The 22,530-nt window shown below is 54.2% G+C and carries 20 protein-coding genes; 18 read left to right on the plus strand and 2 right to left on the minus strand.

Annotated elements, in window-relative coordinates; translation table 11 throughout:
* Positions 1–10 precede the first annotated feature (10 nt).
* From pheT to M4I36_RS12100, 3 genes are all read left to right on the plus strand, one after another.
* A complete protein-coding gene (pheT, locus tag M4I36_RS12090; protein ID WP_258112004.1) occupies positions 11–2,491 on the plus strand; it encodes a phenylalanine--tRNA ligase subunit beta in 2,481 nt (826 codons plus the stop codon).
* A gap of 45 nt (positions 2,492–2,536) precedes the next feature.
* Positions 2,537–2,824, plus strand: a complete 288-nt coding sequence (locus tag M4I36_RS12095; protein ID WP_258112005.1) for a cell division protein ZapA — start codon at positions 2,537–2,539, stop codon at positions 2,822–2,824.
* A gap of 161 nt (positions 2,825–2,985) precedes the next feature.
* The gene (locus tag M4I36_RS12100) at positions 2,986–3,501 is read left to right on the plus strand and encodes a CvpA family protein (RefSeq protein ID WP_258112006.1); all 516 of its coding nucleotides are present in this window, start codon (positions 2,986–2,988) and stop codon (positions 3,499–3,501) included.
* Between the two features lie 107 nt (positions 3,502–3,608).
* On the opposite strand, the gene M4I36_RS12105 is transcribed toward M4I36_RS12100, so the two are convergent.
* Positions 3,609–3,977, minus strand: a complete 369-nt coding sequence (locus M4I36_RS12105) for a phage holin family protein (protein WP_374986162.1) — start codon at positions 3,975–3,977, stop codon at positions 3,609–3,611.
* Positions 3,978–4,159: 182 nt separating this feature from the next.
* On the opposite strand from M4I36_RS12105, the gene M4I36_RS12110 reads away from it, so the two are divergent.
* Positions 4,160–6,502 (plus strand): endonuclease MutS2, encoded by a 2,343-nt coding sequence (locus M4I36_RS12110; protein ID WP_258112008.1) that lies wholly within the window; start codon positions 4,160–4,162, stop codon positions 6,500–6,502.
* A 7-nt stretch (positions 6,503–6,509) separates the two neighbouring features.
* Here the strand turns inward: M4I36_RS12110 and M4I36_RS12115 are convergent, their stop codons facing one another.
* On the minus strand, positions 6,510–8,783 hold the full coding sequence (locus M4I36_RS12115; RefSeq protein ID WP_258112009.1) for a transglycosylase domain-containing protein: 2,274 nt from the start codon (positions 8,781–8,783) through the stop codon (positions 6,510–6,512).
* Between the two features lie 217 nt (positions 8,784–9,000).
* Between M4I36_RS12115 and M4I36_RS12120 the strand changes: the two genes are divergently transcribed.
* The 14 genes from M4I36_RS12120 to queA all read left to right on the plus strand — a co-directional run bounded on the left by M4I36_RS12120 (position 9,001) and on the right by queA (position 22,530).
* A complete protein-coding gene (locus tag M4I36_RS12120) occupies positions 9,001–9,771 on the plus strand; it encodes a sporulation protein YunB (protein WP_258112010.1) in 771 nt (256 codons plus the stop codon).
* Positions 9,772–9,840: 69 nt separating this feature from the next.
* Positions 9,841–11,637: a methyl-accepting chemotaxis protein gene (locus tag M4I36_RS12125; RefSeq protein ID WP_258112011.1), complete on the plus strand. Its 1,797-nt coding sequence runs from the start codon at positions 9,841–9,843 to the stop codon at positions 11,635–11,637.
* A gap of 92 nt (positions 11,638–11,729) precedes the next feature.
* Positions 11,730–12,614, plus strand: a complete 885-nt coding sequence (locus M4I36_RS12130) for a LysM peptidoglycan-binding domain-containing protein (RefSeq protein ID WP_258112012.1) — start codon at positions 11,730–11,732, stop codon at positions 12,612–12,614.
* Positions 12,571–13,593, plus strand: a complete 1,023-nt coding sequence (locus tag M4I36_RS12135; protein WP_258112013.1) for an aminoglycoside phosphotransferase family protein — start codon at positions 12,571–12,573, stop codon at positions 13,591–13,593. The genes M4I36_RS12130 and M4I36_RS12135 overlap by 44 nt, the downstream gene beginning before the upstream one ends.
* A 136-nt stretch (positions 13,594–13,729) precedes the next feature.
* Positions 13,730–14,602 (plus strand): nitrilase-related carbon-nitrogen hydrolase, encoded by an 873-nt coding sequence (locus tag M4I36_RS12140; protein ID WP_374986167.1) that lies wholly within the window; start codon positions 13,730–13,732, stop codon positions 14,600–14,602.
* Positions 14,599–15,450, plus strand: a complete 852-nt coding sequence (locus tag M4I36_RS12145; RefSeq protein WP_258112015.1) for an NAD+ synthase — start codon at positions 14,599–14,601, stop codon at positions 15,448–15,450. The genes M4I36_RS12140 and M4I36_RS12145 overlap by 4 nt, the downstream gene beginning before the upstream one ends.
* Before the next feature lies 1 nt (position 15,451).
* Positions 15,452–16,183, plus strand: coding sequence for a YebC/PmpR family DNA-binding transcriptional regulator (locus tag M4I36_RS12150; RefSeq protein ID WP_258112016.1), 732 nt, complete (start codon positions 15,452–15,454; stop codon positions 16,181–16,183).
* 122 nt (positions 16,184–16,305) lie between these two features.
* The gene (locus M4I36_RS12155; protein WP_258112017.1) at positions 16,306–16,671 is read left to right on the plus strand and encodes a hypothetical protein; all 366 of its coding nucleotides are present in this window, start codon (positions 16,306–16,308) and stop codon (positions 16,669–16,671) included.
* Between the two features lie 124 nt (positions 16,672–16,795).
* Positions 16,796–17,356 (plus strand): crossover junction endodeoxyribonuclease RuvC, encoded by a 561-nt coding sequence (gene ruvC, locus M4I36_RS12160; protein WP_258112018.1) that lies wholly within the window; start codon positions 16,796–16,798, stop codon positions 17,354–17,356.
* Complete coding sequence (gene ruvA, locus M4I36_RS12165) at positions 17,353–18,000, plus strand: Holliday junction branch migration protein RuvA (RefSeq protein WP_258112019.1); 648 nt, start codon at positions 17,353–17,355, stop codon at positions 17,998–18,000. The genes ruvC and ruvA overlap by 4 nt, the downstream gene beginning before the upstream one ends.
* An 80-nt stretch (positions 18,001–18,080) precedes the next feature.
* Positions 18,081–19,091: a Holliday junction branch migration DNA helicase RuvB gene (gene ruvB / locus M4I36_RS12170; protein ID WP_258112020.1), complete on the plus strand. Its 1,011-nt coding sequence runs from the start codon at positions 18,081–18,083 to the stop codon at positions 19,089–19,091.
* 78 nt (positions 19,092–19,169) lie between these two features.
* The gene (sigI, locus tag M4I36_RS12175) at positions 19,170–19,961 is read left to right on the plus strand and encodes an RNA polymerase sigma-I factor (protein ID WP_258112021.1); all 792 of its coding nucleotides are present in this window, start codon (positions 19,170–19,172) and stop codon (positions 19,959–19,961) included.
* Position 19,962: 1 nt separating this feature from the next.
* The gene (locus M4I36_RS12180) at positions 19,963–21,351 is read left to right on the plus strand and encodes an anti-sigma factor domain-containing protein (protein WP_258112022.1); all 1,389 of its coding nucleotides are present in this window, start codon (positions 19,963–19,965) and stop codon (positions 21,349–21,351) included.
* 123 nt (positions 21,352–21,474) lie between these two features.
* Positions 21,475–22,530: a tRNA preQ1(34) S-adenosylmethionine ribosyltransferase-isomerase QueA gene (queA, locus tag M4I36_RS12185; protein ID WP_258112023.1), complete on the plus strand. Its 1,056-nt coding sequence runs from the start codon at positions 21,475–21,477 to the stop codon at positions 22,528–22,530.

The following is a 22,530-nucleotide window of genomic DNA, read 5'->3' on the forward strand; positions in this document are numbered from 1 at the left end:
GGACGGACCGGTGCGACTGTCGTACAAGTGGTTGAGTGAATTTGTGGATTTGACAGGAGTTTCGCCAGAAGAACTTGCGACTCGTTTGACGGCCGCCGGACTAGCGGTCGATTCGGTAGAACCCCGCAATCATGGTGTCTCTGGGGTGGTGGTCGGTCACGTGCTGACCTGCGAACGTCACCCAAATGCTGACAAACTGAACGTGTGCACGGTGGACGTGGGTGGCGCAGAGGCCCTGCAAATTGTCTGCGGGGCGGAAAACGTGGCGGCCGGAGTGAAAGTGCCCGTTGCCTTGGTGGGTAGCCGTTTGCCAGGAGACGTGCAGATTGGCAAGGCCAAGTTGAGAGGCGTGGCGTCTGAGGGAATGCTCTGTTCCGCACGCGAACTTGGTTTGGAGACGCGGTGGTTGCCTGCACATCGAACAAACGGCCTGTTCCTGCTCCCGCAAACGGCGCCGATTGGCAGGAATGTGGTGGAATTGCTCGATTTGGACGATGTGGTGCTCGACGTGGATTTGACTCCTAATCGGAGCGATTGTCTCTCTCTGCGCGGATTTGCTTATGAAGTTGCGGCGCTGCTGGGCCGTGAGAACCAGTTCGATGCAGTGGCGAAGTCGCAAACCTCGGAGTTGTCTTCTGCGGGACCGCTCAAAATTCATTTGGAGACGGATGCTTGCAGCGTCTATGCCGGGCAAGTGATGGATGCGACCCACAAAAGCGAGTCGCCACTCTGGATGCAGATGCGACTTTTGGCGTCTGGAGTCAGGCCCATCGACTGTCTTGTCGATGTGACGAACTACGTGATGCTGGAGTGGGGTCAACCGCTGCATGCATTCGATGCCGATTGCATTGAAGAGGAGACCATCATTGTCCGATCCGCTGCGGCAGAAGAAGTTTTGGTCACGCTGGATGGGCAGACGCGCATTTTGGATGAAACGATGACGGTCATCGCCGATCCCACTAAGGCTCTCGGCCTAGCCGGAGTGATGGGCGGACAGAATAGCGAGATTACCAGTACGACGCGCCGAATTGTGCTCGAATCAGCGGCGTTTCACGCAGGGAATACGCGGCGAACTGGGCAGCGCCTAGGGCTGCATTCTGAAGCGCAGCAACGATTTGAGCGAGGCGTCGACATGGCCGCAATTTTACCAGCCTTGCAGAGAGCGACCGATTTGCTCGTGTCTCTGGCAGGCGCCGAGCGGGATGGAGGACCAGTCGTGGTGGGGGCGATGGATGGAAACACACTTTCTAGGTCCATCGCTTTTTCCCCAGCTCGCTGCAATCGTTTGCTCGGTGCGAATATCGAGCCTGCGGAAATGCGCAGTATTTTCCACCGTCTAGGATTTACGCTGACCGGACACGACACGGCGGGCGAGTGGTCGGTGATGGTGCCTACACGGAGAATGGATTTGCAAATCCAAGAAGATTTAGTGGAGGAAATTGGTAGAATTCACGGTTTGGATTCGATCCCATCTACCTTGCCGGAACTCTGGATATCCAAAGAGGCGGTTCATCTTGACCATCGACTGCGGTCTGCGACCCGTCACGCGTTGGCTTGGCAAGGAATGAATGAAGTCTTCACGTATGCGTTCGTGTCAGAAGGCGCGGCGAATGCACTGTTACTTCCTGACCATTCTCCGTTGGCGCACCCGATTCCCCTGATGCGCCCGATGTCCGAGGAACGGTCACACCTGCGTACGCATTTGCTGCCAAGTTTGGCGGAAGTCGCTCTTCATAACCTAAGTCACGGTGCAGCGGGTGGGCAAATTTTTGAGATTGCTCATGTCTATCTGGCGGACTCTTTACCGTTGCTGCAGAGACCGTCAGAGCCTTGGATGCTCGGGTGTTTGTGGTTCGGCAGTACGCCTGAAAGTTTTTCCGAACGACCGCGCCTCTATGATTTTTACGATGCCAAAGGGGTTGTAGAGTCTTGGTTGACGAGCCTTGGATTTGACCAGTTGCAATTTCGACCTGCCGATGAATCGTGGCTGCATCCTGGTCGCAGTGCACAGGTCTTGGCGAAGGGAGTCTGTCTTGGGTCGTTTGGACAACTGCACCCATTGGTGATGAGGTCCTTGCGACTGCCTCATGCACTGTACGGTCACTTTGATTTAGATAAGCTGGCTGCACATCTTCCAGAGCATCGCTTGGTGTCACCTTTGCCCAAATACCCGCAGTCTCGTCGTGATGTGGCCATCATCGTGCCAGAAGAGATATCCGCCGAGGAGTTGCTCAAGGCCGCAGAAGACGCGGTGCATGCACGAAGAGGAGAAGTCGCTCTTCGCGCCGAAGTGTTTGATGTCTACACAGGCAAAGGGGTTCCAGCAGGGCATCGGTCCATTGCGATGGCCTTGACACTGAGCGCAGAAGACCGTACGCTCACCGAAGATGAAATTCAGGCGTCAGTCGACGGCGTGGTCGAGTCGCTTGCAGAAAAGTATGGCGCAATCTTGCGTGGGCAGGATTCCGGACATGCGTCGCGAATGGAGTAATCGAATGGTCCTTCGACAGACGAGAAAAGTTTGGAGGGCTTCTATATGAACCGAATCAAGGTTCAAATTCACGGTGCAGAATACACCTTGCGTGGGGATGCATCGAGCCAGCATCTTCGTGCGGTGGCAGAACGTGTCGACCACTTGATGGCCGGCATCACGTCTGCGGTACCGCACTTGGATGAGCGTCGAGCCGCCGTGCTCTCGGCTGTCAATATGGCCGATGAACTGTTGCGTCTAGAGCAAAGTTATGAGGCACTCCAACGAGAGTATCAGGAGTTGTTGGAACTGATTGAAGAACAGACTGGTAAAAAAGGTCCATCTTCTTCCTGACAACGCTCGATGAAGGAAAACGTCCTGTTCGGCGGATGGTCTGGTGAGGGATTGTGGATAGGAGTGTAGGCGGGCGTCGCTCCGCGACCTGATGCCTGCGAGTTCGTCTCGAGTCTGTCCGACAGGATGTGTGCCGAGAGCTTCACAAAGGTGGTTTTCTTGTGGACTTACTAGATTTTATTTTGCTTTTGATTCTCCTGCTCGGAGCTTTGAATGGATATCGTTTAGGGTTTATTCGTGAGGTCACTCGACTCTTCGGGGGATTAATTGCGTACGTTATCGCCTATCGGTTTGGTCCGGATGTAGCGCCGCTGCTGAAACATTTTAAATGGGCGTCAAAACCACCGACAGGCTTGGTGGGTGACCTGTTTGGTAATTTTTCTGGGGCGATTGCATTCCTTGTCGTATTTCTCGTCGCATTTATCGTTTTACGCTACGCGGCAGGTCTGTTAGATGCGCTGTTTTCACTACCTGTGCTGTCGTTCGTCAATCGTTTGGCAGGACTCGTTGCAGGACTTCTGTTAGCCGGATTGTTCATCTACATTGCCACTCTAATTATGCACTATATTTCCAATCCGGGTTTACAATTTCAATTGCGTCATTCAGTGGTCACGGCATGGTTAGATACGCATGTCATGGCGTTTCTGAAACATCCTACAACCATTCGAAGGTCTTGATAGCGAGACAGACAGGAACAGTGTCTGTCTCGCTCGTTGAGGATACTTTAGGATGTCTTGGTCGTCGACCGCATTTTTTTGTCAACTTCTTTTGCAAGGAGTTCCTGTCAGTCTCGCGACGAGCGGCGAAATTCGGTCGGCACGAACAAATCAATGATACCAATGACGAGTGAGGCCAGCAGCGCCCCAAGAATGGTCACGCGCATGCCAGGTACAAACAATTGGGCCACGTACAAGACCACCGCGCCAGAAATAAAACCGACAATGCCTCTCCCGTAGGGGGATATTCGTCTGCCGAACAATGCCTCAATGAGCATGCCGAGGACGGCAATGACGACTGCCGCAAAAAGAGCCCATTGGAATGACAGAACCGCAAATCCTGGCACGACATAACCGACAAACATCAACACTAAAGCGGACACGATAAATCGCACAATGAGACCGAGCCAATGCAAACGACGAGCACCTCCTGACATTCAATAAAAAGGGACTGTTCGTATGCACGTAGTCTGCCCGCTGAGTGTCCGGTTCACTCCTTGGGGATGGATATTGCATGGACTGTGGGGACAGCGGCCGATTTTTTCTTTTCGATGCAGGATTGTGCTACAGTCGGGACGAGACGATTTGGTCGGATTGAAGGCCGAGAAAGGGATAGAACATGCACGAGAGAGCGCTTGGTACACTGGAGTTTGACAAAGTCAGAGAGAGAATGGCGCGGTATGTTGCGTGCAGTTTGGGCCGAGAGCGCATGATGTCGGTTGCACCATTCGTGTCTCTGGCCGAGGCAAGAGAAGAACTGTCCGCGGTCGACGAAGCACTGACTGCTACGTTGCGCTATGGTACAGCCCCTTTTGGCGGTATTACGGACATCCGTGGCAGTGTGCAGCGAGCGCGGATTGGCGGACTGTTGAGTGTTGAACAATTGAGCGCCGTTGCGGCTTGGTTGGCTGGCATTCGGGCATTGCGCCAGTATGTGACGCGGCTTCCCGACTCGTCGCTCTACCCTCATCTCGTAGCGGTGGTTGAAAGTTTGTTTCCCGGCAGGGATTTGGAACGGGCGATTCGCGAGGTCATCGCGGAAGATGGGACCATCCTCGACCGGGCGAGTCCTGAGTTGCAACGGCTCCGTCAAGAGCGTCGCACGGTCGAGGCGCGAGCACGAAAGTTGTTGGAACAGATGTTGCGAACCGAGTCTCAACGCTTACAGGAACCAGTCATCGCACTGCGCGGAAACGCGCTGTGCTTGCCCGTCAAAGTCGAGTATAAAAACTCCTTTCCGGGCGTTATTCGCGACTATTCTGCCAGTGGATCGACCGTGTATATTGAACCGCGAGCGGTCGTCGAACAGGGAGAAATGGCGCGAGAGCTGCTCCTGCGTGAAGAGCGTGAAATCGAGCGATTGCTCTTATTGCTGAGCCAACAAGTCGGTGCCTGCGCGGAGTGGCTCGAAGTCGATGTCGAATCCGTCTCGATGCTCGACCTGTGGTTTGCTAAAGCGGCGTATGCTAAGGCTGAGGGTTGCGAATTGCCAGTGCTTCGAGATGACGCGGGCTGGCAGTTGCGGCGTGCGCGCCATCCGCTCTTGGCGAAAGAGAATGCAGTTCCTCTTGACGTGGAAATGGGCGAAAACTACAGGATGCTGATGATTACGGGACCGAATACCGGCGGTAAGACGGTTACGTTGAAGACGGTCGGCCTGTTGACCGTCATGGCTATGTCAGGTTGCTTTATTCCCGCCGAGCGGGGCTCGTCTGTGGCTTGGTGTGAAGACATTCACGCCGATATTGGGGATGAGCAGAGCATTGAGCAGAGCTTGTCGACCTTCTCGTCGCACCTTCGGAATATTGTCGATATGTTGCGACACGTTCGCAGGGGTCACCTCGTTTTACTCGATGAATTGGGAGCCGGGACGGACCCAGGGGAAGGCGCTGCGTTGGCCATCGCCATTCTCGAAAAATTGGCGGCAGTTGGCGCTTATGTTGTGGCCACCACGCACTATGCAGAACTCAAGGCGTACGCGTTTCGCGAACCGCTGGCGATGAATGCGAGTATGGAGTTCGATATTCAGAGCCTGAGCCCGACCTATCGATTGTTGATTGGGGTACCAGGGCGTTCCAACGCGTTTGCAATCGCGCGTCGATTGGGACTCCCTGAAGACATTTTGGCGCGAGCCGAAGCGAATGTTTCGACCGAGGACCGTCGTTTGGAAGCGATGATTGCCGAAATTGAAGAAGCTAGGCGTCGTCAAGAGAAGGCGTTGACGGCGGCTGAGTTGTCGCTCGCGAGTGCAGCTCGGATGGAGCGAGAACTGTCAGAGGCACAAGAGACCTTTGACCGGAAGGCCGAGGAACGCTTGCAGGCATCCATCCGGCAAGCAGATGAAATTTTGCGCAAGGCCCGGGAGACGGCGGAGACCGTCATCGCCGAGTTGCGCGAAAAACAGTCGAGTTTGAAAGACCACGAGTTGGTTGAGTTGAAAAAGATGCTGGCGCCGGTTCCGCGTTCCGACCTCGGGAAAAGCGCCACCCGCAAGCAGGGAGGCAGTTCAGGCGGGCTTCGCGTTCAGGTAGGCAGTCAGGTCAAGGTGCACTCTCTTGGACAAAAGGGAGAGGTACTCGAAGTTTCAGGGGATAAAGTGATGGTACAACTCGGGGTCCTTCGCACCAAAGTGGACTTAGCAGACGTGGAGGTCCTGAGTAACAAAGAGCCATTGACATCGACCAGTCGTGTCCGTGGGAGCGGATTGGACAAGACCGTCCGGATGGAACTGGACGTGCGCGGCGAGACCGTGGAAGATGCGTTGCAGCGGATTGACAAATATTTGGATGACGCCGTTCTGAGCGGATTGAGTCGCCTGGTCATCATCCATGGAAAGGGCACTGGCGCGCTACGGGACGGCATTCGCTACCACTTGGCTCGGCACCCGCAGGTGAAGAGTCGGGAGCCCGGAGGACTTGGCGAGGGCGGCGATGGTGTCACGGTGGTACAGGTGCGCTCATGACGTCGGCCTATTGCGGTAGGGTCGGCCAGAACTCTGCGGGTGGAGCATTGTTCGGCGCACTCTCGGGGGAGGCGTTCCAACTATCGCCGCCATTGTCTGCCGCGGACGGATGGCTGCACACGTTACAAAACGTGGTCGGAATGTGGTTGACACAGAACCACTCTTTGCGGCTGTTGCCAAGGCGACGGCAGGCGGCAGTGGCCAGTTCTCCCGTACGTTCGCAAATGTCCAGTTGCACCACATTGTCGGGCACTTGGAAATCGCGGACGGGTGCGCTCGCTGTTAGCACGGGCCGCATCAAGGCCTCCCAAAATCTCATTTTCACGTTGTAGTAAGCGCGTGGAATCGGCTGGTTGTGGTTGTAGCCAGTCCACACGCCGAGGCTGTAATCAGGAGTGTAGCCCACAAACCAACCGTTTTCCTCGTGGTCTGTCGTCCCTGTCTTCCCAGCAATCGGTATGTTCGGGAATGTTTTAGAAACCATTCGCCCGGTCCCGTGGCGAACCACGTCCTCCAACATATTCGTGAGCAGAAAGGCGGTATCTCTGCGAAACACACGGTGCGCCTTCGGGACGGCGGAGTATAGCACATGGCCGTACCGGTCCGAGATACGCGTAATGAGCCGCGCTGGATGCCAGACCCCGCCATTACCCAAACACGTATAAGCGCTCGTCATTTGAAGGACGGTTACGCCGTGAGTCAATCCGCCGATAGCGCTTGCCAACGTCACGTCGTCAGCCACCACGGTCGTCTGACCGACAGTCGTTTTGGCCCCAACACCCATACCGAGCGCAGCCAAGTAGCGAAATCCCGTCGCAGGGCCGAGATTGCTGAGTACCTTGACGGCTGGGATGTTGAGTGAGTGAACCAACGCACGGCGGACACTGACCCTGCCGTGAAATCGACCATCGTCATTTTTCGGCGCGAAAGGTGGTTGGCCGGGGAAAACGGTCGGCGCATCGTCCAGCAGGGTGGCCGGTGTAAGAACGCCGAGGTCCAGTGCGGGCCCGTAGTCCAACAGAGGTTTAATGGCTGATCCCGGTTGACGAGCGAGATCGGCATGGTCATATTGGTCAGCCTCGTAATCGCGTCCGCCGCCGAGAGCGAGAACGTCTCCGGTGTGGTTGTCTATGAGCGCGGCACCGCCTTCTAAAAGGTCGGTTCCACGGTGGTGGCCTTGAGCAAAAGGTCGAGCACTCGCGGTTCCAAAAATCGTCCGGGATTGCAACACGCGCTCCATATGATTCTGCCAGTCTGCATCGATGGTCGTCTCGACCGTCAGTCCAGCACGCGGGATGGCTTTTGCGGCTTCTGCTTCGTTTGGATACACTCCGTTTTGTGTCAACAAGCGGACAACGAGGGGCTGTATTTCATCCGCCATGAGATATGGGTGCTTTCCATAAGGGCGAATCGGTTGCCGCACCAGTTCGCCGAGCACGTTCTCGGACTGCGCCCGATGGACGTCTTCTTGAGTGGCGTAACCTTCTGACTCCATTTCTTGCAATATGTAATGGGCGCGCTCGAGAGCGGTCGTAGGGCGCATATAGGGAGAGTTCAGTTCTGGGTTGTTCGGCAAGGCTGCAATGAGTGCCGCCTGAGCTAGAGTCAAGTTTTTCAAGTCACGTCCAAACAATCGTCGCGCCGCGGTTTTAACACCGTACACGTGAATGCCGCGAATGTGCCCGAAGTAGACGCGATTCAAGTAGTCCACAAGAATTTCGTCTTTGGTCAACAGACGATTTGCCTCCACTGCTAACAAGGCTTCTTGAAATTTTCGCTTAAACGTCCTCTCCTGCTTCGGGAACATCGCCAATTTGACCGTCTGTTGCGTGATGGTACTTGCCCCACTGACGATCCGTTGATCCAACACATCTTCGACGGCTGCTCGAAGCATCGATACGGGTCGAATTCCCGAATTGCTGAAAAATGTGCGGTCTTCTGCCGCCACAAAGGCGTGGATGAGCGCCGGAGACACTTCACCGAGGCTGTGAATGGGTTCGCATTCTTCACCACGAGTCAGTTCGCCGAGGCGTTGACCGTGCCTGTCGAGCGCGATCGACCCGACGTTTTCGGCCGACAGCGCGTCCGGTGTGAGTTTGGGTAATTCACGCAACGATGCGTAAGCGTAGGCCCCAAAACTGGCGCCTCCGAACATCGTGCACACGACCAGCATGCTCAACAAGAGTCGAGACAGCATGCGTCTTATCCTCGGTGTCCGCCGTCTGCGGTGTTTGGGATGATGGTGTGTTTGTGCGGTCAAAGCCTTGTCTCGTTCGGTCACGTCGCGCCAACCTCCTTTGCGAAAAGGTGGACAAGCGTATCATATTTGCTTCCACACCGGTTGCGTCTATCGGTCTGTCAAGCGATCGGTCCAACGTCTTGTTAGGGTTGGTTAAAGAGGTCGTTTCATTCCATCCAATTGTTGCCCGCGGCTGGCTGTCTAGGGAGAAGTCGTAATTCTGGACTTCGCCGCATAAACAGTCGTTGGGGGTGAGAGCATGACCACCCGATTTCGTCCACGCAGGTCTCGTCGACTTTTTCTAAGTCAGACGCGCCGGAGGCCTGTTGGCAAAGTGTCTGCTTCTCGGGCCGTCCGCACGCGCTGGTCTTGGCGGTTTTCGCTCCTCATCGGTTTGGCGGTGCTTTTGGGACTCGCTGGTCTGGCAGGAGTGCGTCTTCAGCCGGTACTTGCGACGGTCGCGACAGCTGAAGCACGCCGCGTGGCGACCGATGCTTTGGGCGAAGCTCTGAGTGCCGAATTAGTTGCTGAAACAGACTCTGGCCAGTCGCTCGTGTCTTTCACCGTAGCGCCGAAACCGAGTGGCTTGACCTTGGCGCAGTTTCACTTACACCGGATTGCCATCATTCAGCAGCAGGCTGTTGAAGCAGCTCGCCACAATTTGCTGGCTCTGAAACGCGAGAGGGTGCCTGTGCCCGTGGGCTCCTCATTGCTCGGCTCACTCGTGCCTATGGCTCCAGTGGAAATTCCAATGCGCATCTCTCTCCTTGGAACGGTGCATTCCGCTGTTTTTCTCGACTTGCAAACGACCGGCCTCAATCAGGCTGTTCACGTCTTGAACTTGGAATTGACCGCAGAGGTCCATGTGTTGGCACCTTTCGTATCTCATCCGGTGACGGTCAGTTCGCGTGTCCCGTTGGCTATTCTTGTGTTCTCCGGACCTGTTCCGGGAGCGTATTCGTCCTCTGGTTGGCAGTCTCTTTGGCCGTACTCTCCCAAAAGTTCGACAAAATTTTCGCAACCAGGATAGGAATTTGTAGGGTCAGCGGAGAATGGGAATGCGTCGAAAAAAGAGAGTAGGCTATGGGGGAGTTGCAACGTGCCGTCACAAACTGATGTCTCGAGGGTAAAGAAGTCCACATTTTATCCATTGCACCAAATACGTTCTTGGTATCGCAAAAAAGTGCCTTATTTATCTATTAGAGTAAAAATCGGTTCTACCTTCGGAGTCATTCTGCTTTTGATTTTCATGGTTGGCGTGGTATCGACGATTCAATTGACGCGAATGCGAACGGAGGTTAACGAAGTCGCGTTTCGGGACGTGGCCATTCTCCAAGACGGTCATGCCTTGCAAGAGGATTTACTATCGATGGACGCGGCTATGCATACGTTTTTAGTGACGGATCATCAAAGTGTTCTTGGTGACGGATATTACGATAAAGTCGCGAACTTCAGCAAAAATTACGAAGCATTGAAACAGTTGTTGTCCACCCATCCGAAGGCGCTCGCCAGTTTGCGCGAGGCCAACTTGGAATTCGTCAACTATCAGCAGGAGACCAATGAATTGGTCACAATGGAAATTAACGGGCAAGGCAAAGAAGCCCTGCAACTCGTTTCCCTGGGTAAGGGTACTCATCGGTTAGACGTTGCTGCTTCCAGCATTGATCAATTCCTCGCCAGTAGCCAAGCGGCGGCGAAGCAGGCGTCCGTTCAGTTGGCATCGACCGTGACGACCACTTTGACCGTTCTTGCCATCTCTGTGCTTCTCATTGTTCTGCTCGTGCTCGTCTTTGGTATTCCAGCCACGTTTCAAACGCCGCGCAACATTCGTCGGGTCACTCAGATTTTGAATGATATTGCGAGCGCCGATGGCGATTTAAGCCGACGCATTTCCGGGGTGACGAGCCGCGACGAAGTCGCACAGTTGGCGGATGCCACGAATCGAGTCTTGGCGGCTGTGGCCGATATGGTGAAGCGCATGAAAACGGCAGCAAGCACGCTCGCCGCGAGTGCGGCGGAGTTGACTCTGTCGACTGACGAAACGGCACGTGCGGTACAAGAAATTGCGGTCACAGCGGGAGAGTTCGCTTCCGTCAGCGAGAGCGCGGCTCAGTCTCTGACGGAGATGACCCACGGCATGAATGGCGTTAAGGAGCAGGGTGACGAGACGATTCGGCAGATGGACGGTGTGTTGACTGCGGTTCATGGAGTGGCTGAGGCTACGGGTCATGGGAGCCACTTGGTCGCAGATGCGGAACAGACGATGCATGGTATTGAAGCGATGACCGTTCAAACGCAGGAGGAAGTTCGAGCTCTTGCACAGTCATCTGCCGAAATCAACGGGATTTTGCTAAGCATTCGCGAGTTGGCGGACCAAACCAATTTGTTGGCATTGAATGCGACCATCGAAGCGGCGCGCGCTGGTGAAGCTGGCCGTGGCTTTGCCGTCGTTGCCGATGAGGTGCGCAGTTTAGCGGACCAGAGCCGTAAGGCCACCTTAAAAATTGAGCATATCGTCAAACAGAATAAGGAACTGAGCGACCGGCTGAGCCGTTCGATGCAAGATGGGAGAGAGCGAGTCTCGACCGGATTAGACGTGACGGTAGCCACGCGAAGAGCTTTTGACGAAATTCGCCAAGCTGTAGAAAATGTGTTGCCTATCACAGTAAAAATCTCCGACAGTATTCACGAAACGGGAGATATTGTCGACCAGTCTCTCCAGTCGATTGGAACACTGCACAAGTATATGGAGCAAGTGGCGGCTGGGTCAGAAGAAAACGCCGCGAGTACGGAAGAAAGTCTGGCGACCGTGCAAGAAATCGCTGCGTCCTCTCATTCGCTGGCCGAGCTGGCCGAGCAACTACAGAGTCTGGTGGGACGATTTCAAGTGGAGTGAAATGCTCGATGAGCATGCCTTTGGGCGAATGCATATACTGTCGCAGACTTCGCGCGGGCGTCATGAGAAGGCGCGCAGAGGAGGACTGGGCAGTGAAAAAATACACCATACGGACAGGAGACACTCTGTATATCATCGCAAAGCGCACTGGCGTGCGAATTCCGCTGTTGTTGGCAGCAAACCCGGAATTGAAGGGCCCGAACGACTTGATGCCAGGGATGACCATTGTCATTCCTGAGTTAGGCAAGGCAGGGAAAGGGCAGTCTGAAGTGTCGAAGCACAGTGCCGGGAAACAAGGCGGTTCGCACTCGGGCGGTTCCCATTCAGGGGATGTGAAATTGAGCGGATCGAAAGAAAGCGGATTGAAATCTGACGTCGGAAAAGCGAGCGGATTGAAGGAAAGCGGGTTGAAAGAAAGCGGATCGAAATCCGATGGTGCGAAAGCTTCGGAATCCGCGTTGCCGCCGTATTTTGGGTTTGTCTGGCCGTATGTAGTACAGGTCGGCGATACGCTGTCCTCGCTCGCTAAAAAATTCCGCGTCTCAGAAGAGCAATTGTTACATTTAAACGGATTGAAAAAGAATGTCGTGCTGTATCCGGGGAGTGTTCTGTTTTTCCCGGATTTGACCATGAGTGACGCTCCATTTCAAGCACAGACGGCGGCCAGTTCTACGCCGATGCACTCCGGGAAGGTGCCGAAGGGACCGTCCACGAAAGCGTCGTCCACGAAGGATGAAGGAGAGGGGCCGAATACGCATGGAGGTGCGTATCGGCAAGAAGCGTTGATTGAAGGCGCGAGCGCTGAGTTAACAGGACGGGGGCAGTGGTCTGAAGACAGAGATGCTTTTTCCATCTCATCTTGGGACTCGTGGGTTGATGGTCATCACGAATCCATGCGCCAAATCGATTCCGAAGCTGAGGATGCAGATGGAGATGGATGGTCGGATGTCATCACATACCACGAGGGCGAGAAGTGAGTCGATGGGGCTTTCAGCAGAGGCTCTACGTGAACTGGAGAGTGCCTATGGTATCTCCATTGCGGCTACCGTTCAGCGCCGCACGGTGATCGGACTGTGCGCCGAAAACGGCCACTGCTACATGTGGAAAGAGGTGAGCCAACGAGAGAGCGAAGAGCGACTGGCCGATTTACGGGAAGTTCTGGTCGCTCTCGAGGGCAACCACATTAGGGTAGCGCCACCCATCGCCAACCGCTTTGGTCGCGTGCGCGTATATCTTCCGTCTGCAAATGCCTCCGGGTTTCTCCAACCTTGGTTGGCTGGACGCCATGCGAATTACAATGACCTGCAGGAGACTGTCCGCGTCATTAAAGAGGTGGCGCGTATGCACCGCACGCTGTCGGCAGATGAGTGGAGGAACCGGCGCACATTGACGCGCGGTCACCTCCGTCAGCGCCTCCAGAACAAACGGCGGGCACTCGAAGTCATTTGGCGAACTGCGGTGGTAAGCTACCCTTCTTTGGCCACCATCGAGCCCGTCTGTCGACAGCGGATGGACACGGTCCTTGCCGCTTACAGCACGAGTCTCGCGCAAATGAGTGTCTGGCCCATGTCGTTCTGTCATCGCGATTTGGCTCCCCACAATGTTCTTCTCAATACGCGGGGAGAAGTTCAGTTGATAGATTTTGACCAAGCTGGTTTGGACGATCCGCTCCATGACATCCTGCAAATTCTGAACCACGTCATCTTTCTGCATCCGCTCCGACCGGGTGAGCTTCGGGAATTGGTCGACGTCTATGTAGAGTCAGGCCAACTTTCCAAGGCACGGTCACGAATGCTGTGGCGGCTGTTGTCATGGCCTGAAAATTTGGGGCGCTCGCTTGTGGAATGGGCAAAGCGCGGCTATAGCCAAGAAGATTTGCCGAGAGTCTCCTTCGCAGTGCAAAAGGAGATGGCGCGCTTTCGGCTTTTGGCGACAGACAGTCCTCGACTCGGATAATCCGCATGGCAGGGCAGAGGTTGCAATGACAGGCTTCGATTGTATACTAGGCCATAGGCGCTTGCGAAGGCATGGTGCGTGATGCACGACGTCTTTTCCATGCTCTTCGTGCGCCATGCTGGCCGATGAAGGGGCTATGGTAGTGGACTGTTGGAAGATATGCATTGCACAAATCAGCCCGAAATTAGGGAATATCGAACACAATGTGGACAAGCACCTGCATTACGTCTCAGAAGCAAAGTCGAGGCAAGCATCCCTTGTGGTATTCCCGGAGCTCGGCTTGACGGGCTATCAGGTTCAAGACATGACACTCGATGTTGCGCGCACGCTCGACCACCCACAAATTCAGGTGTTGGTTGAGAGCAGTAGAGATATTGACGTGGTATTCTCTTGTGTTGAGGAGACGAAGCATCATCTCTTTCATGTGACGGTTGTCTATGCGACAAAGGGAAAGATTGCAGGTATACACCGGAAAGTTTATCTTCCGACCTACGGCATGTTCGACGAACGACGCTATTTTGCACCAGGGACATCGTTTCGAACCATCTCATCGCACACCGTGGGTGACGTCGGGCTGATGGTTTGCGAGGATGCTTGGCATGGCACAAGTCCGTATTTGCTTGCGCTTCAGGGAGCCAATTTGCTCATCATCCCGTCGTCTTCACCAGCACGTGACGTGACGGATGCAAACTACTTCGGGTCTCAAAAATTTTGGCGTGAACTCCTCCAAGTTTATGCAGAGACCTATGGAGCTTTTGTGGTTTTCGCCAATCGAGTCGGCGTAGAAGACGGCATTTCGTTTTTTGGAGGTTCCGGTGTGGTCAGTCCGGAAGGGGACTGGGTGCTCTCAGCACCGACTGTTACGGAAGGTCTGTACGATGCCATGATTGACACGCGGGCTAGTCGGCGCGCGCGCTTTAGCACGCCCATTCTTCGAGATGAGCGGCCTCTACTCGTGGCGCGAGAGTTGGAGCGAATTATAAAGACGCGCGAGGAGAGCGAACGATGAGACCTGAAGTTGCGCAGAGACTGTCAATCAATGCCGAACTTGCGCAGGATTTGTTAAAGGGATTTATTCGAGACGAAGTCAACAAAGCGGGATTCGAAAGAGTGGTGTTTGGGCTCTCGGGAGGAATCGACTCCGCTTTGGTGGCGTATCTTGCGGTGCACGCTCTAGGCAAGGACCGCGTTCATGCAGTGCTGATGCCCTATGAAACAAGCAGTCCAGCCAGTTTGTCAGATGCTCGCGAGGTGGTAGACCAACTGGACATTCCAGCAACTGTGGTCTCCATCACCAATCCGGTGGATGCGTATTTTCAAAACGTGGACAATGTGCTCGGCGTTGGCGCCTCTTCCCTGCGGAGGGGCAATCGCATGGCCCGTGAGCGGATGTCGACGTTATTTGATTTTTCAGCTTATCTGGGAGCGCTTGTCATGGGAACCAGCAATAAGACGGAATTATTGCTGGGGTACGGAACGCAATTTGGAGACATGGCGTCCGCACTTAATCCAATAGGAGACCTGTACAAGTGTCAGGTACGACAATTGTCGAGGGAACTCGGCGTTCCAGACAGCATTCTAAACAAGCCGCCAAGTGCCGATTTGTGGGCGGATCAAACCGATGAAAAAGAACTTGGCTTTACTTATGACGACGCAGATGAAGTGTTGTACTATCTGATGGATCTTCGATATTCTCAGTTCGAAGTCCTTGAGCTAGGTTTTCCAGAGGCACTGGTACAAGCCGTGATGAAGCGCGTGATGCAGAGTCAGTACAAGCGCAAGCCTCCGATCATTGCGAAATTGTCGCCGCGAACGGTGAGTATTGATTTTCGCTATCTGCGCGATTGGGGGAATTAGTATGTCTGGACATTCCAAGTGGCACAATATACAGCGTCGTAAAGGCAAACAAGATGCTGAGCGAGGGCAGTTGTTTACGAAACTCTCGCGCGATATCTACCATGCTGCGAAGGATGGCGGGGGCAACCCTGACACCAACTTCCGCCTGAAAGTTGCTTTAGAGCGGGCCAAAGCGAACAACTTGCCTGCTGACAGCATCTCTCGCACCATCGCAAAGGCAACAGGCACCCTGGCTGGAGTTCATTATGAGGAAATACTGTACGAAGGGTTTGGCCCAGAAGGCGTGGCGATATTGCTCGACATCGTGACCGACAATCGCAATCGGACCGCAGCGGATATCCGTCATATCTTCAAAAAACGAGGCGGAAATCTCGGGGAAAGCGGAAGTGTGGCGTGGATGTTTCAACGGAAAGGCGTCCTCTCTCTGGCCTCTTTGGGGGAGTTGGAAGTAGGAGACGATTTGCTCGCTCTCGCCCTAGAGGCAGGGGCGGAGGACATCCGTAGCGGCGAAGAAGGCATTGAAATTATCACGGCTCCCGAAGATTTTTCGAAGGTACGTTCGAACCTCGAAAGCCATGGACTGGTTCTTGCCGATGCGGAGTTGACTTACGAGCCAACCACACCGGTGGAAGTCAGTACCGAGGGCGAAGAGATGGTGTTGGACTTACTGGAGACGCTGGAGAGTCACGATGATGTGCAGAACGTGTACACAAACGCCTCTTTTGAGAAGTAGTTTTCCTGGCTTCGTGTGTCTGTTGGACATCTTGTTGAATACGCATGTGCCGCAAGTATAGGCCGACATAAAGATGGCAACCTAACTGTGAAGAGACAATACAGGTTGTGAGGTGGATTTTGATGCAAAAGTCATGCTGGGTTTCGGCTGGGAAGATGGTGGTAGCGTCTTTGGCGGTGGTACTAAGTACTCCCACACTCGCTCTCGGAGCGAACATTCCCGCTACGGATTTTCGCAGTGCGCCGCTTTCTGTACCGGCTTTTTCATCGCATGGAAATCATCCGCAGAACCTGGCGTTGTTTCGCACGGTGGACGACAGAGGAGACGAATCTTGGGAGTATAGAACGAGTGGTGACGGTTCTGTCAGCGGATTCGCGAACGGCGCCTCAGGCTGGCACTTAAACGAAGCGTTGCGATGGTATTTTGGCATTCCGGTCTATGAGCGACAACTTCAACATACCGACCTGACCAAGGACCTGTCTGTCTGATGGAGTGAGCCGCCTCTTAAGATCCGTGAAATTTGCTCTGTGCAAGTAGGAGAATGGGCGTTGTATGGAGAAACTCCTTCCGGTAGCCTGAGTTCTGCCGGGCGCATTGAAGGAGGTTTTTTTGTTGCAGTCTGTTCGTGTCATGGGGGTCGATCCGGGGATTGCCCGCATGGGCTTTGGTATTGTGGATGCTTTCGGCAATCGTCTGCAGTCCATTCATTATGGATGTCTCACGACACCAGCACATACGCCGATTGAACGTCGCCTCCATCAGCTCTATCACGAACTGTGCGAGTTGCTGATACAGTATCGACCTGATTTTTTAGCAGTAGAAGAACTATTTTTCAATAGAAATACGACGACGGCATTCACGGTAGGACAAGCTCGTGGAATTGCCATTCTGGCTGGAGCCGAGCACGGTTCGCAGTTGGCGGAATATACGCCGATGCAGGTCAAGCAAGCGGTCACTGGCTATGGACATGCGGATAAACAGCAAGTTCAGATGATGGTCAAGACGTTGCTTCATCTGGAATCGGTCCCGAAGCCTGACGATACTGCGGACGCTTTGGCGATTGCCATTACTCATGCGCATGCGTCTCCGTTTCAAATCAAGACGACGGTCGTTGGAGCGCAACAAGGGGTGCGGCAAGACAAGTTATATCCTGGTGGGGGTCGTCCACAATGATTGTCTTTCTTCGTGGGAGAGTGTTTTCAAGGCACGACGGGATGGTCGATATCGATGTGCAAGGTGTTGGGCGCAGGGTTTTTGTAACGGATCGAACCCTGTCCTTGTTGCCGCTTCGGGAGGACTGTTTCTTGCATGTCTACCAGCATCTGCGTGAAGATGCAGAGGAACTTTATGGGTTTTTGGAAGAGGCAGAGCGGACCTTGTTTATTCAGCTCATCGGAGTCACGGGCATCGGACCCAAGAGCGCGCTCGCGATGGTCGGCACGAGTACGGTCGCGGAGTTGACGAGAATTTTAGACACCGAAGATGTGGCTGCACTCTGTCGATTTCCTGGCATCGGGAAAAAGACAGCTGCGCGCCTGGTCTTGGAATTGCGCGGGAAGTTGACGGCAGATGCAGGCGCCGATGCAGCAAGGGAGAGACTCGGTGCCTCCGAGAGTACGAGTCTTGGTAGCATCGAGCAGGATGTTCGCGATGCCTTGGTCTCGCTAGGTTACAGTGAGCGCGAAAGCTTGCAAGCAGTGTCCGCAGCGAGCAAGGCGTTGCCAGGGGCAGACTTTGAAACGCTCTTTAAGCAGGCGCTTCAACACTCTTCTGCAGGTGCGGGAGTTGAGCGCGCTACGTCGCGTGGGCTAGCGTGATGTGGGTGGTGCGAGCCACTCCTGTATCGACGTCTACTCTTTATGCTGTCAATGATGGACGATGGAAAGAGGTGTAGAAAGTGTCGGAGAGAATGGTTTCTGCGGGCGGTTTGACGGAAGACTTCGTACTCGACACCGTGCGGCCTCGTTTTTTGGACGACTATATTGGCCAGTCGGCCGTCAAAGAGAATCTTAAAATTTTTATTCAAGCGGCGCGCGACCGGTCGGAATCGCTCGATCACGTTTTGCTCTACGGACCTCCTGGACTGGGCAAGACGTCGTTGGCGATGATTATCGCCAACGAACTTGGTGTCAACATTCGCATCACATCCGGTCCAGCCATTGAGCGTCAGGGTGATTTGGCAGCACTTTTGACCAATTTGCAATCGGGCGACGTATTGTTTATTGATGAAATTCATCGGCTTTCACGGTCGGTGGAGGAGATACTGTACTCGGCCATGGAGGATTTTTTGCTGGATATTATGATTGGCAAAGGGCCAACGGCGCGCAGTGTTCGCATTGACTTGCCAGCATTCACGCTCATCGGCGCGACGACGCGGGCTGGCCTTTTGTCATCGCCACTGCGGGACCGATTCGGCGTACTCCTCCATCTGGACTACTATCCAATCGACGAATTGGCGGAAATTGTCGACCGAACGAGTCGAATTTTGCGACTGCCGATGGAGTCTGCAGCTGCTTTGGAAATTGCTGGACGAGCTCGAGGTACTCCGCGCATAGCCAATCGAATTTTAAAGCGCGTTCGCGACATTGCCCATGTACAGGGAGCGTCGGTTGTCACCGAAGATGTCGCACGGTCGGCTCTCATTCAACTCAAGGTCGACAGCCTTGGCTTGGATGAAGTAGACACTCGATTGCTCCTCGCGATGATGGAGCAGTTCGGAGGCGGTCCAGTCGGCTTAGATACCTTAGCGGCTGCCATCGGCGAGGACAGTGGCACCGTTGAAGACGTGTACGAACCGTATCTCCTCCAGCGAGGACTTATTCAACGAACCCCCCGCGGTAGAACGGTCACGGCTACGGCTTATCGGCACTTTGGACTGACTCCGCCGGTTCAGGCATGGTTAGTGTAAGCATCTTGACGAGCAATGGCCATCGACCCTAAGAAACGCGCGTGCGGTAACGAAACTATAGGCAGAGAGGTGGAACATGTGGGCTTCTTGCCAACCCGGCGACGGGCTGTATCCGAAGCGCGGGATTTGACCACATTGCTCCACGCTGTGAAGATGGGGGACAGCGAGGCGCGAAATCAGCTGCTTGAGCAATACACCCCATTTGTGTTGAAAGTGGCTTCGCAAGCAGCGCGCCGTTATATTGATCGCATGTCCGACGACGAGTTCAGTATCGCGCTGGCGGCGTTTAACGAGGCCATCGACATTTACGATGTCACGCGTAGCGTCGGTTTCTTAGCACTCGCCGAGACCGTCATGAAGAGGCGCCTGATTGATGAGTTTCGCAAGCAAAATCGTGGCCCGCGTCAGAGTCCATGGAGTGAATACGACGTTCACGACGAAGATGACAATGTCGTCAACTACGTCGATGTTCGTTCTTCTCTCGACCATCATGCGCGTGCAGAAGAGTCAGCCAATCGAGTTTTCGAAATTGAAGAGTTTGCGGCAGAGTTAGCGAAGTTCAAACTGTCCTTTGAGGACTTGGTCAAATCTTCTCCAAAGCACGAGGATGCTCGGGAAAATGCCTTTCAAGTAGCACGACAGATTTCCGAAAATCCTCAGTGGTTGACATATGTTCAGGAAAAGAAATCGCTGCCCTTAAAAGAGTTGGAACAGGTGGTCTCCGTTTCTCGGAAGACGTTGGAAAGACAGCGCAAATACATTCTCGCAGTGGTTCTTCTTCTCGCTGGAGATTATCCGTGTTTACAGGAATATGTGAGGTCAACCGGGCGCGAGAGCTCGCAATCGCCGGTGAAGAGCAGAGGTGAGTAGGATGGCCGAGGCAAATCGTCAGTCTGGCATAATCCTGGAGTTGGGACGGCGTCATGCGGTGATTTTGACACAGACGGGCCAATTTCTCCGGTGCAAACGCCAAATAGGCATGACAGTCGGAGAGATGGCAGAAATATCGGCAGAGGAGATACTGTTTCCTCGGACGTCTCGCTTCGGACGGAAATGGCGAAGAATACTCGGTCCGGCCTCTACCCCTCTTTGGCGGCGGCCTGCGTTCCTGAGTGGTGCGACCGTCGTCATTCTGCTCGCGGCTGGTTTATCCCGTGTCCTTTTGGGCTTGAGTCCACTGTCCACGGTCTATGCGGATGTTGCCGTTGATGCGGTTCCAAATGTGGTGTTTTCGGTCAATGCTGCCGGTCGGGTGGAGTCCGTGAATGCCATTTACGGCACAGTTCCAGCCAACTTGTCCGCGCTTCGCGGCCAGTCGATGGACACGGTGTTAATGAGCCTCATCGCCTCTGCTGCCAAACAACAGGGTGTCAAGGGCAGTGCTGTCATCGTCACAACGGCTCCCGTGAAGCAAGGTGTGAAAGTGAACAGCATCGAAGCACGGGCGAAAAAGGACGTCATGGCGGATTTGGCGAAAAATCACTGGCATGCGTCCGTCGTTGATTTACCAATGAGCCCTCACCTCTGGACAAAGGCCGTCAAGGCAAAAGTTCCTCCGACCAAGCTAGCGGCATATTTTGTTTTGAAACAAGTTGGACTGCCTGCAGCGCCCTCGGCCCAATTGGATTCTGCCGTTGAAAAGGCCATGGCAAATCCTAAGATGCACGCGAAGCTGCGCCATGAGTTGCGCCATCCGAACCTAAACGCTGTGACTTCAGTGATCCAAGACATTTTGGCCCAATGGCCTGTGCCTTCAGAAGCGTCTCCGCCCAGTGTCGTTGGGGGACAAACGTCATCGCCTGTTCCCAGTCCCACACCGTTGTTGAGGACGTCGTCGACCATCAGCGGTCACGGTCATGGAAGTTTAGGAAATGCGTCGGGTCTATCCGCACACGAGGTAGGGACATTCGGAAGCGCTGCGCACACATCGACGGGAGTTCAAGAGCAGCGAGCAAAGCCATCCGCAAAAGGGAGCGTCTCCAAAGGCAAGTCTAGCGCCAACACTGGTGGGAAGTCTGGTGCCAAGTCTGAGCAGAAAAAGACGGCAACTTCGTCGCACAAATCGACTCATCCAGCGGTCCCGAAGCAGCCCATCGTCCCACCGACGTCTCCTGTTCATATTCCGACGTCTCCTGTGATTCATGTGCCGACGATTCCCCATTCACCGGTTCTTGCCACTTGGAAGCAGATGTCGAGTCAAGTGTCTAGCATGTTTTCTCATCTTCATCTTGCTGGATATATGGGATGGTTTCGCGAGTGAGGTCATCGGTTAACAGAATGTCCAATGCATCCAGAGGTGCGGTTTCTTTGACCGCGCCTTTTGATCAACTTATAATGGACACCAGTGTCATTTTGGGAACTAGGAAGGGATGGAGGGCGCACATTGCGCGTCGATGACTTTGATTACGAATTGCCGGAAGAGTTGATTGCCCAAACTCCACTAGAAAATCGGACGGAGAGTCGATTGTTCGTGGTACACCCGCGCAGCCAGAGTTGGTGTCACAGTCGATTTGATAAGTTGCTCGAGGAGTTGACCGCAGGGGATGTTTTGGTCTTGAATGACTCGAGGGTTATTCCTGCGCGACTGTTTGCGGAGAAGTTGAGCACCGGGGGCAAGCTCGAACTGTTGCTTCTCGAGCGTCAATCGGAGGACAGTTATACCGCTCTGGTGAAGCCAGCAAAACGTGCATCGGTCGGAACAGAGATCACCTTTTTCGCCGAAGGGCTAGACCCGAGTGTTGCCGAGCGGATCGGACAAGCCGTCATTACAAAGGAGCTTCCGCGCGGTGTACGGGAAATCAAGTTTCAGGTGGAAGGCGGGCTCGACGATTTTATTGAGCGTGTGGGACACATGCCTCTGCCACCTTACATTCACGAAAAATTGATAGACAAGGAGCGTTACCAGACCGTCTATTCAAGGCGTTCTGGTTCTGTGGCAGCTCCAACAGCTGGATTGCATTTTTCGGAGACGCTGTTGCAAAAGATTCGCGAGGCGGGAATCGAGATACATTTTGTCACGTTGCACGTTGGTCTGGGAACATTTCGACCGGTGCAGGTGGAAGATGTAGAGGAGCACGACATGCACAGTGAGTGGTATGAGGTGCCTCTGGAAACAGCAACCGCCATCAACCGAGCGAAGAACGACGGTCGGCGGGTCATTGCTGTCGGCACTACGGCGCTGCGTACATTAGAGAGCGCTACTACAGCGGGTCAACTTCAGGCGGGATATGGAGAGACGGATATTTTTATCTATCCGGGCTACGCATTTCGGATGGCAGATGGTTTGATTACCAATTTTCATCTTCCCAAGTCGACACTGTTCATGCTCGTTTGCGCATGGATGGGCACGGACTTTGCAAAGCGAGTGTACCGCGAGGCGATTGAGCAAAGATATCGTTTTTTTTCGTTTGGCGATGCGATGTTTATAACCGAGAGGTGA

The organism is Alicyclobacillus sp. SP_1 (assembly GCF_024706985.1).
In the GTDB taxonomy this organism is placed as follows: Bacteria; Bacillota; Bacilli; order Alicyclobacillales; family Alicyclobacillaceae; genus Alicyclobacillus_I.

Coding starts and splice junctions, on each gene's coding strand:
- M4I36_RS12095 (WP_258112005.1), top strand. CDS start 2,537: ATGAACCGAATCAAGGTTCAAATTCACGGTGCAGAATACACCTTGCGT.
- M4I36_RS12105 (WP_374986162.1), bottom strand. CDS start 3,977: ATGTCAGGAGGTGCTCGTCGTTTGCATTGGCTCGGTCTCATTGTGCGA.
- M4I36_RS12110 (WP_258112008.1), top strand. CDS start 4,160: ATGCACGAGAGAGCGCTTGGTACACTGGAGTTTGACAAAGTCAGAGAG.
- M4I36_RS12120 (WP_258112010.1), top strand. CDS start 9,001: ATGACCACCCGATTTCGTCCACGCAGGTCTCGTCGACTTTTTCTAAGT.
- M4I36_RS12135 (WP_258112013.1), top strand. CDS start 12,571: ATGGATGGTCGGATGTCATCACATACCACGAGGGCGAGAAGTGAGTCG.
- M4I36_RS12140 (WP_374986167.1), top strand. CDS start 13,730: ATGGTAGTGGACTGTTGGAAGATATGCATTGCACAAATCAGCCCGAAA.
- M4I36_RS12145 (WP_258112015.1), top strand. CDS start 14,599: ATGAGACCTGAAGTTGCGCAGAGACTGTCAATCAATGCCGAACTTGCG.
- M4I36_RS12150 (WP_258112016.1), top strand. CDS start 15,452: ATGTCTGGACATTCCAAGTGGCACAATATACAGCGTCGTAAAGGCAAA.
- M4I36_RS12155 (WP_258112017.1), top strand. CDS start 16,306: ATGCAAAAGTCATGCTGGGTTTCGGCTGGGAAGATGGTGGTAGCGTCT.
- ruvA (WP_258112019.1), top strand. CDS start 17,353: ATGATTGTCTTTCTTCGTGGGAGAGTGTTTTCAAGGCACGACGGGATG.
- M4I36_RS12180 (WP_258112022.1), top strand. CDS start 19,963: ATGGCCGAGGCAAATCGTCAGTCTGGCATAATCCTGGAGTTGGGACGG.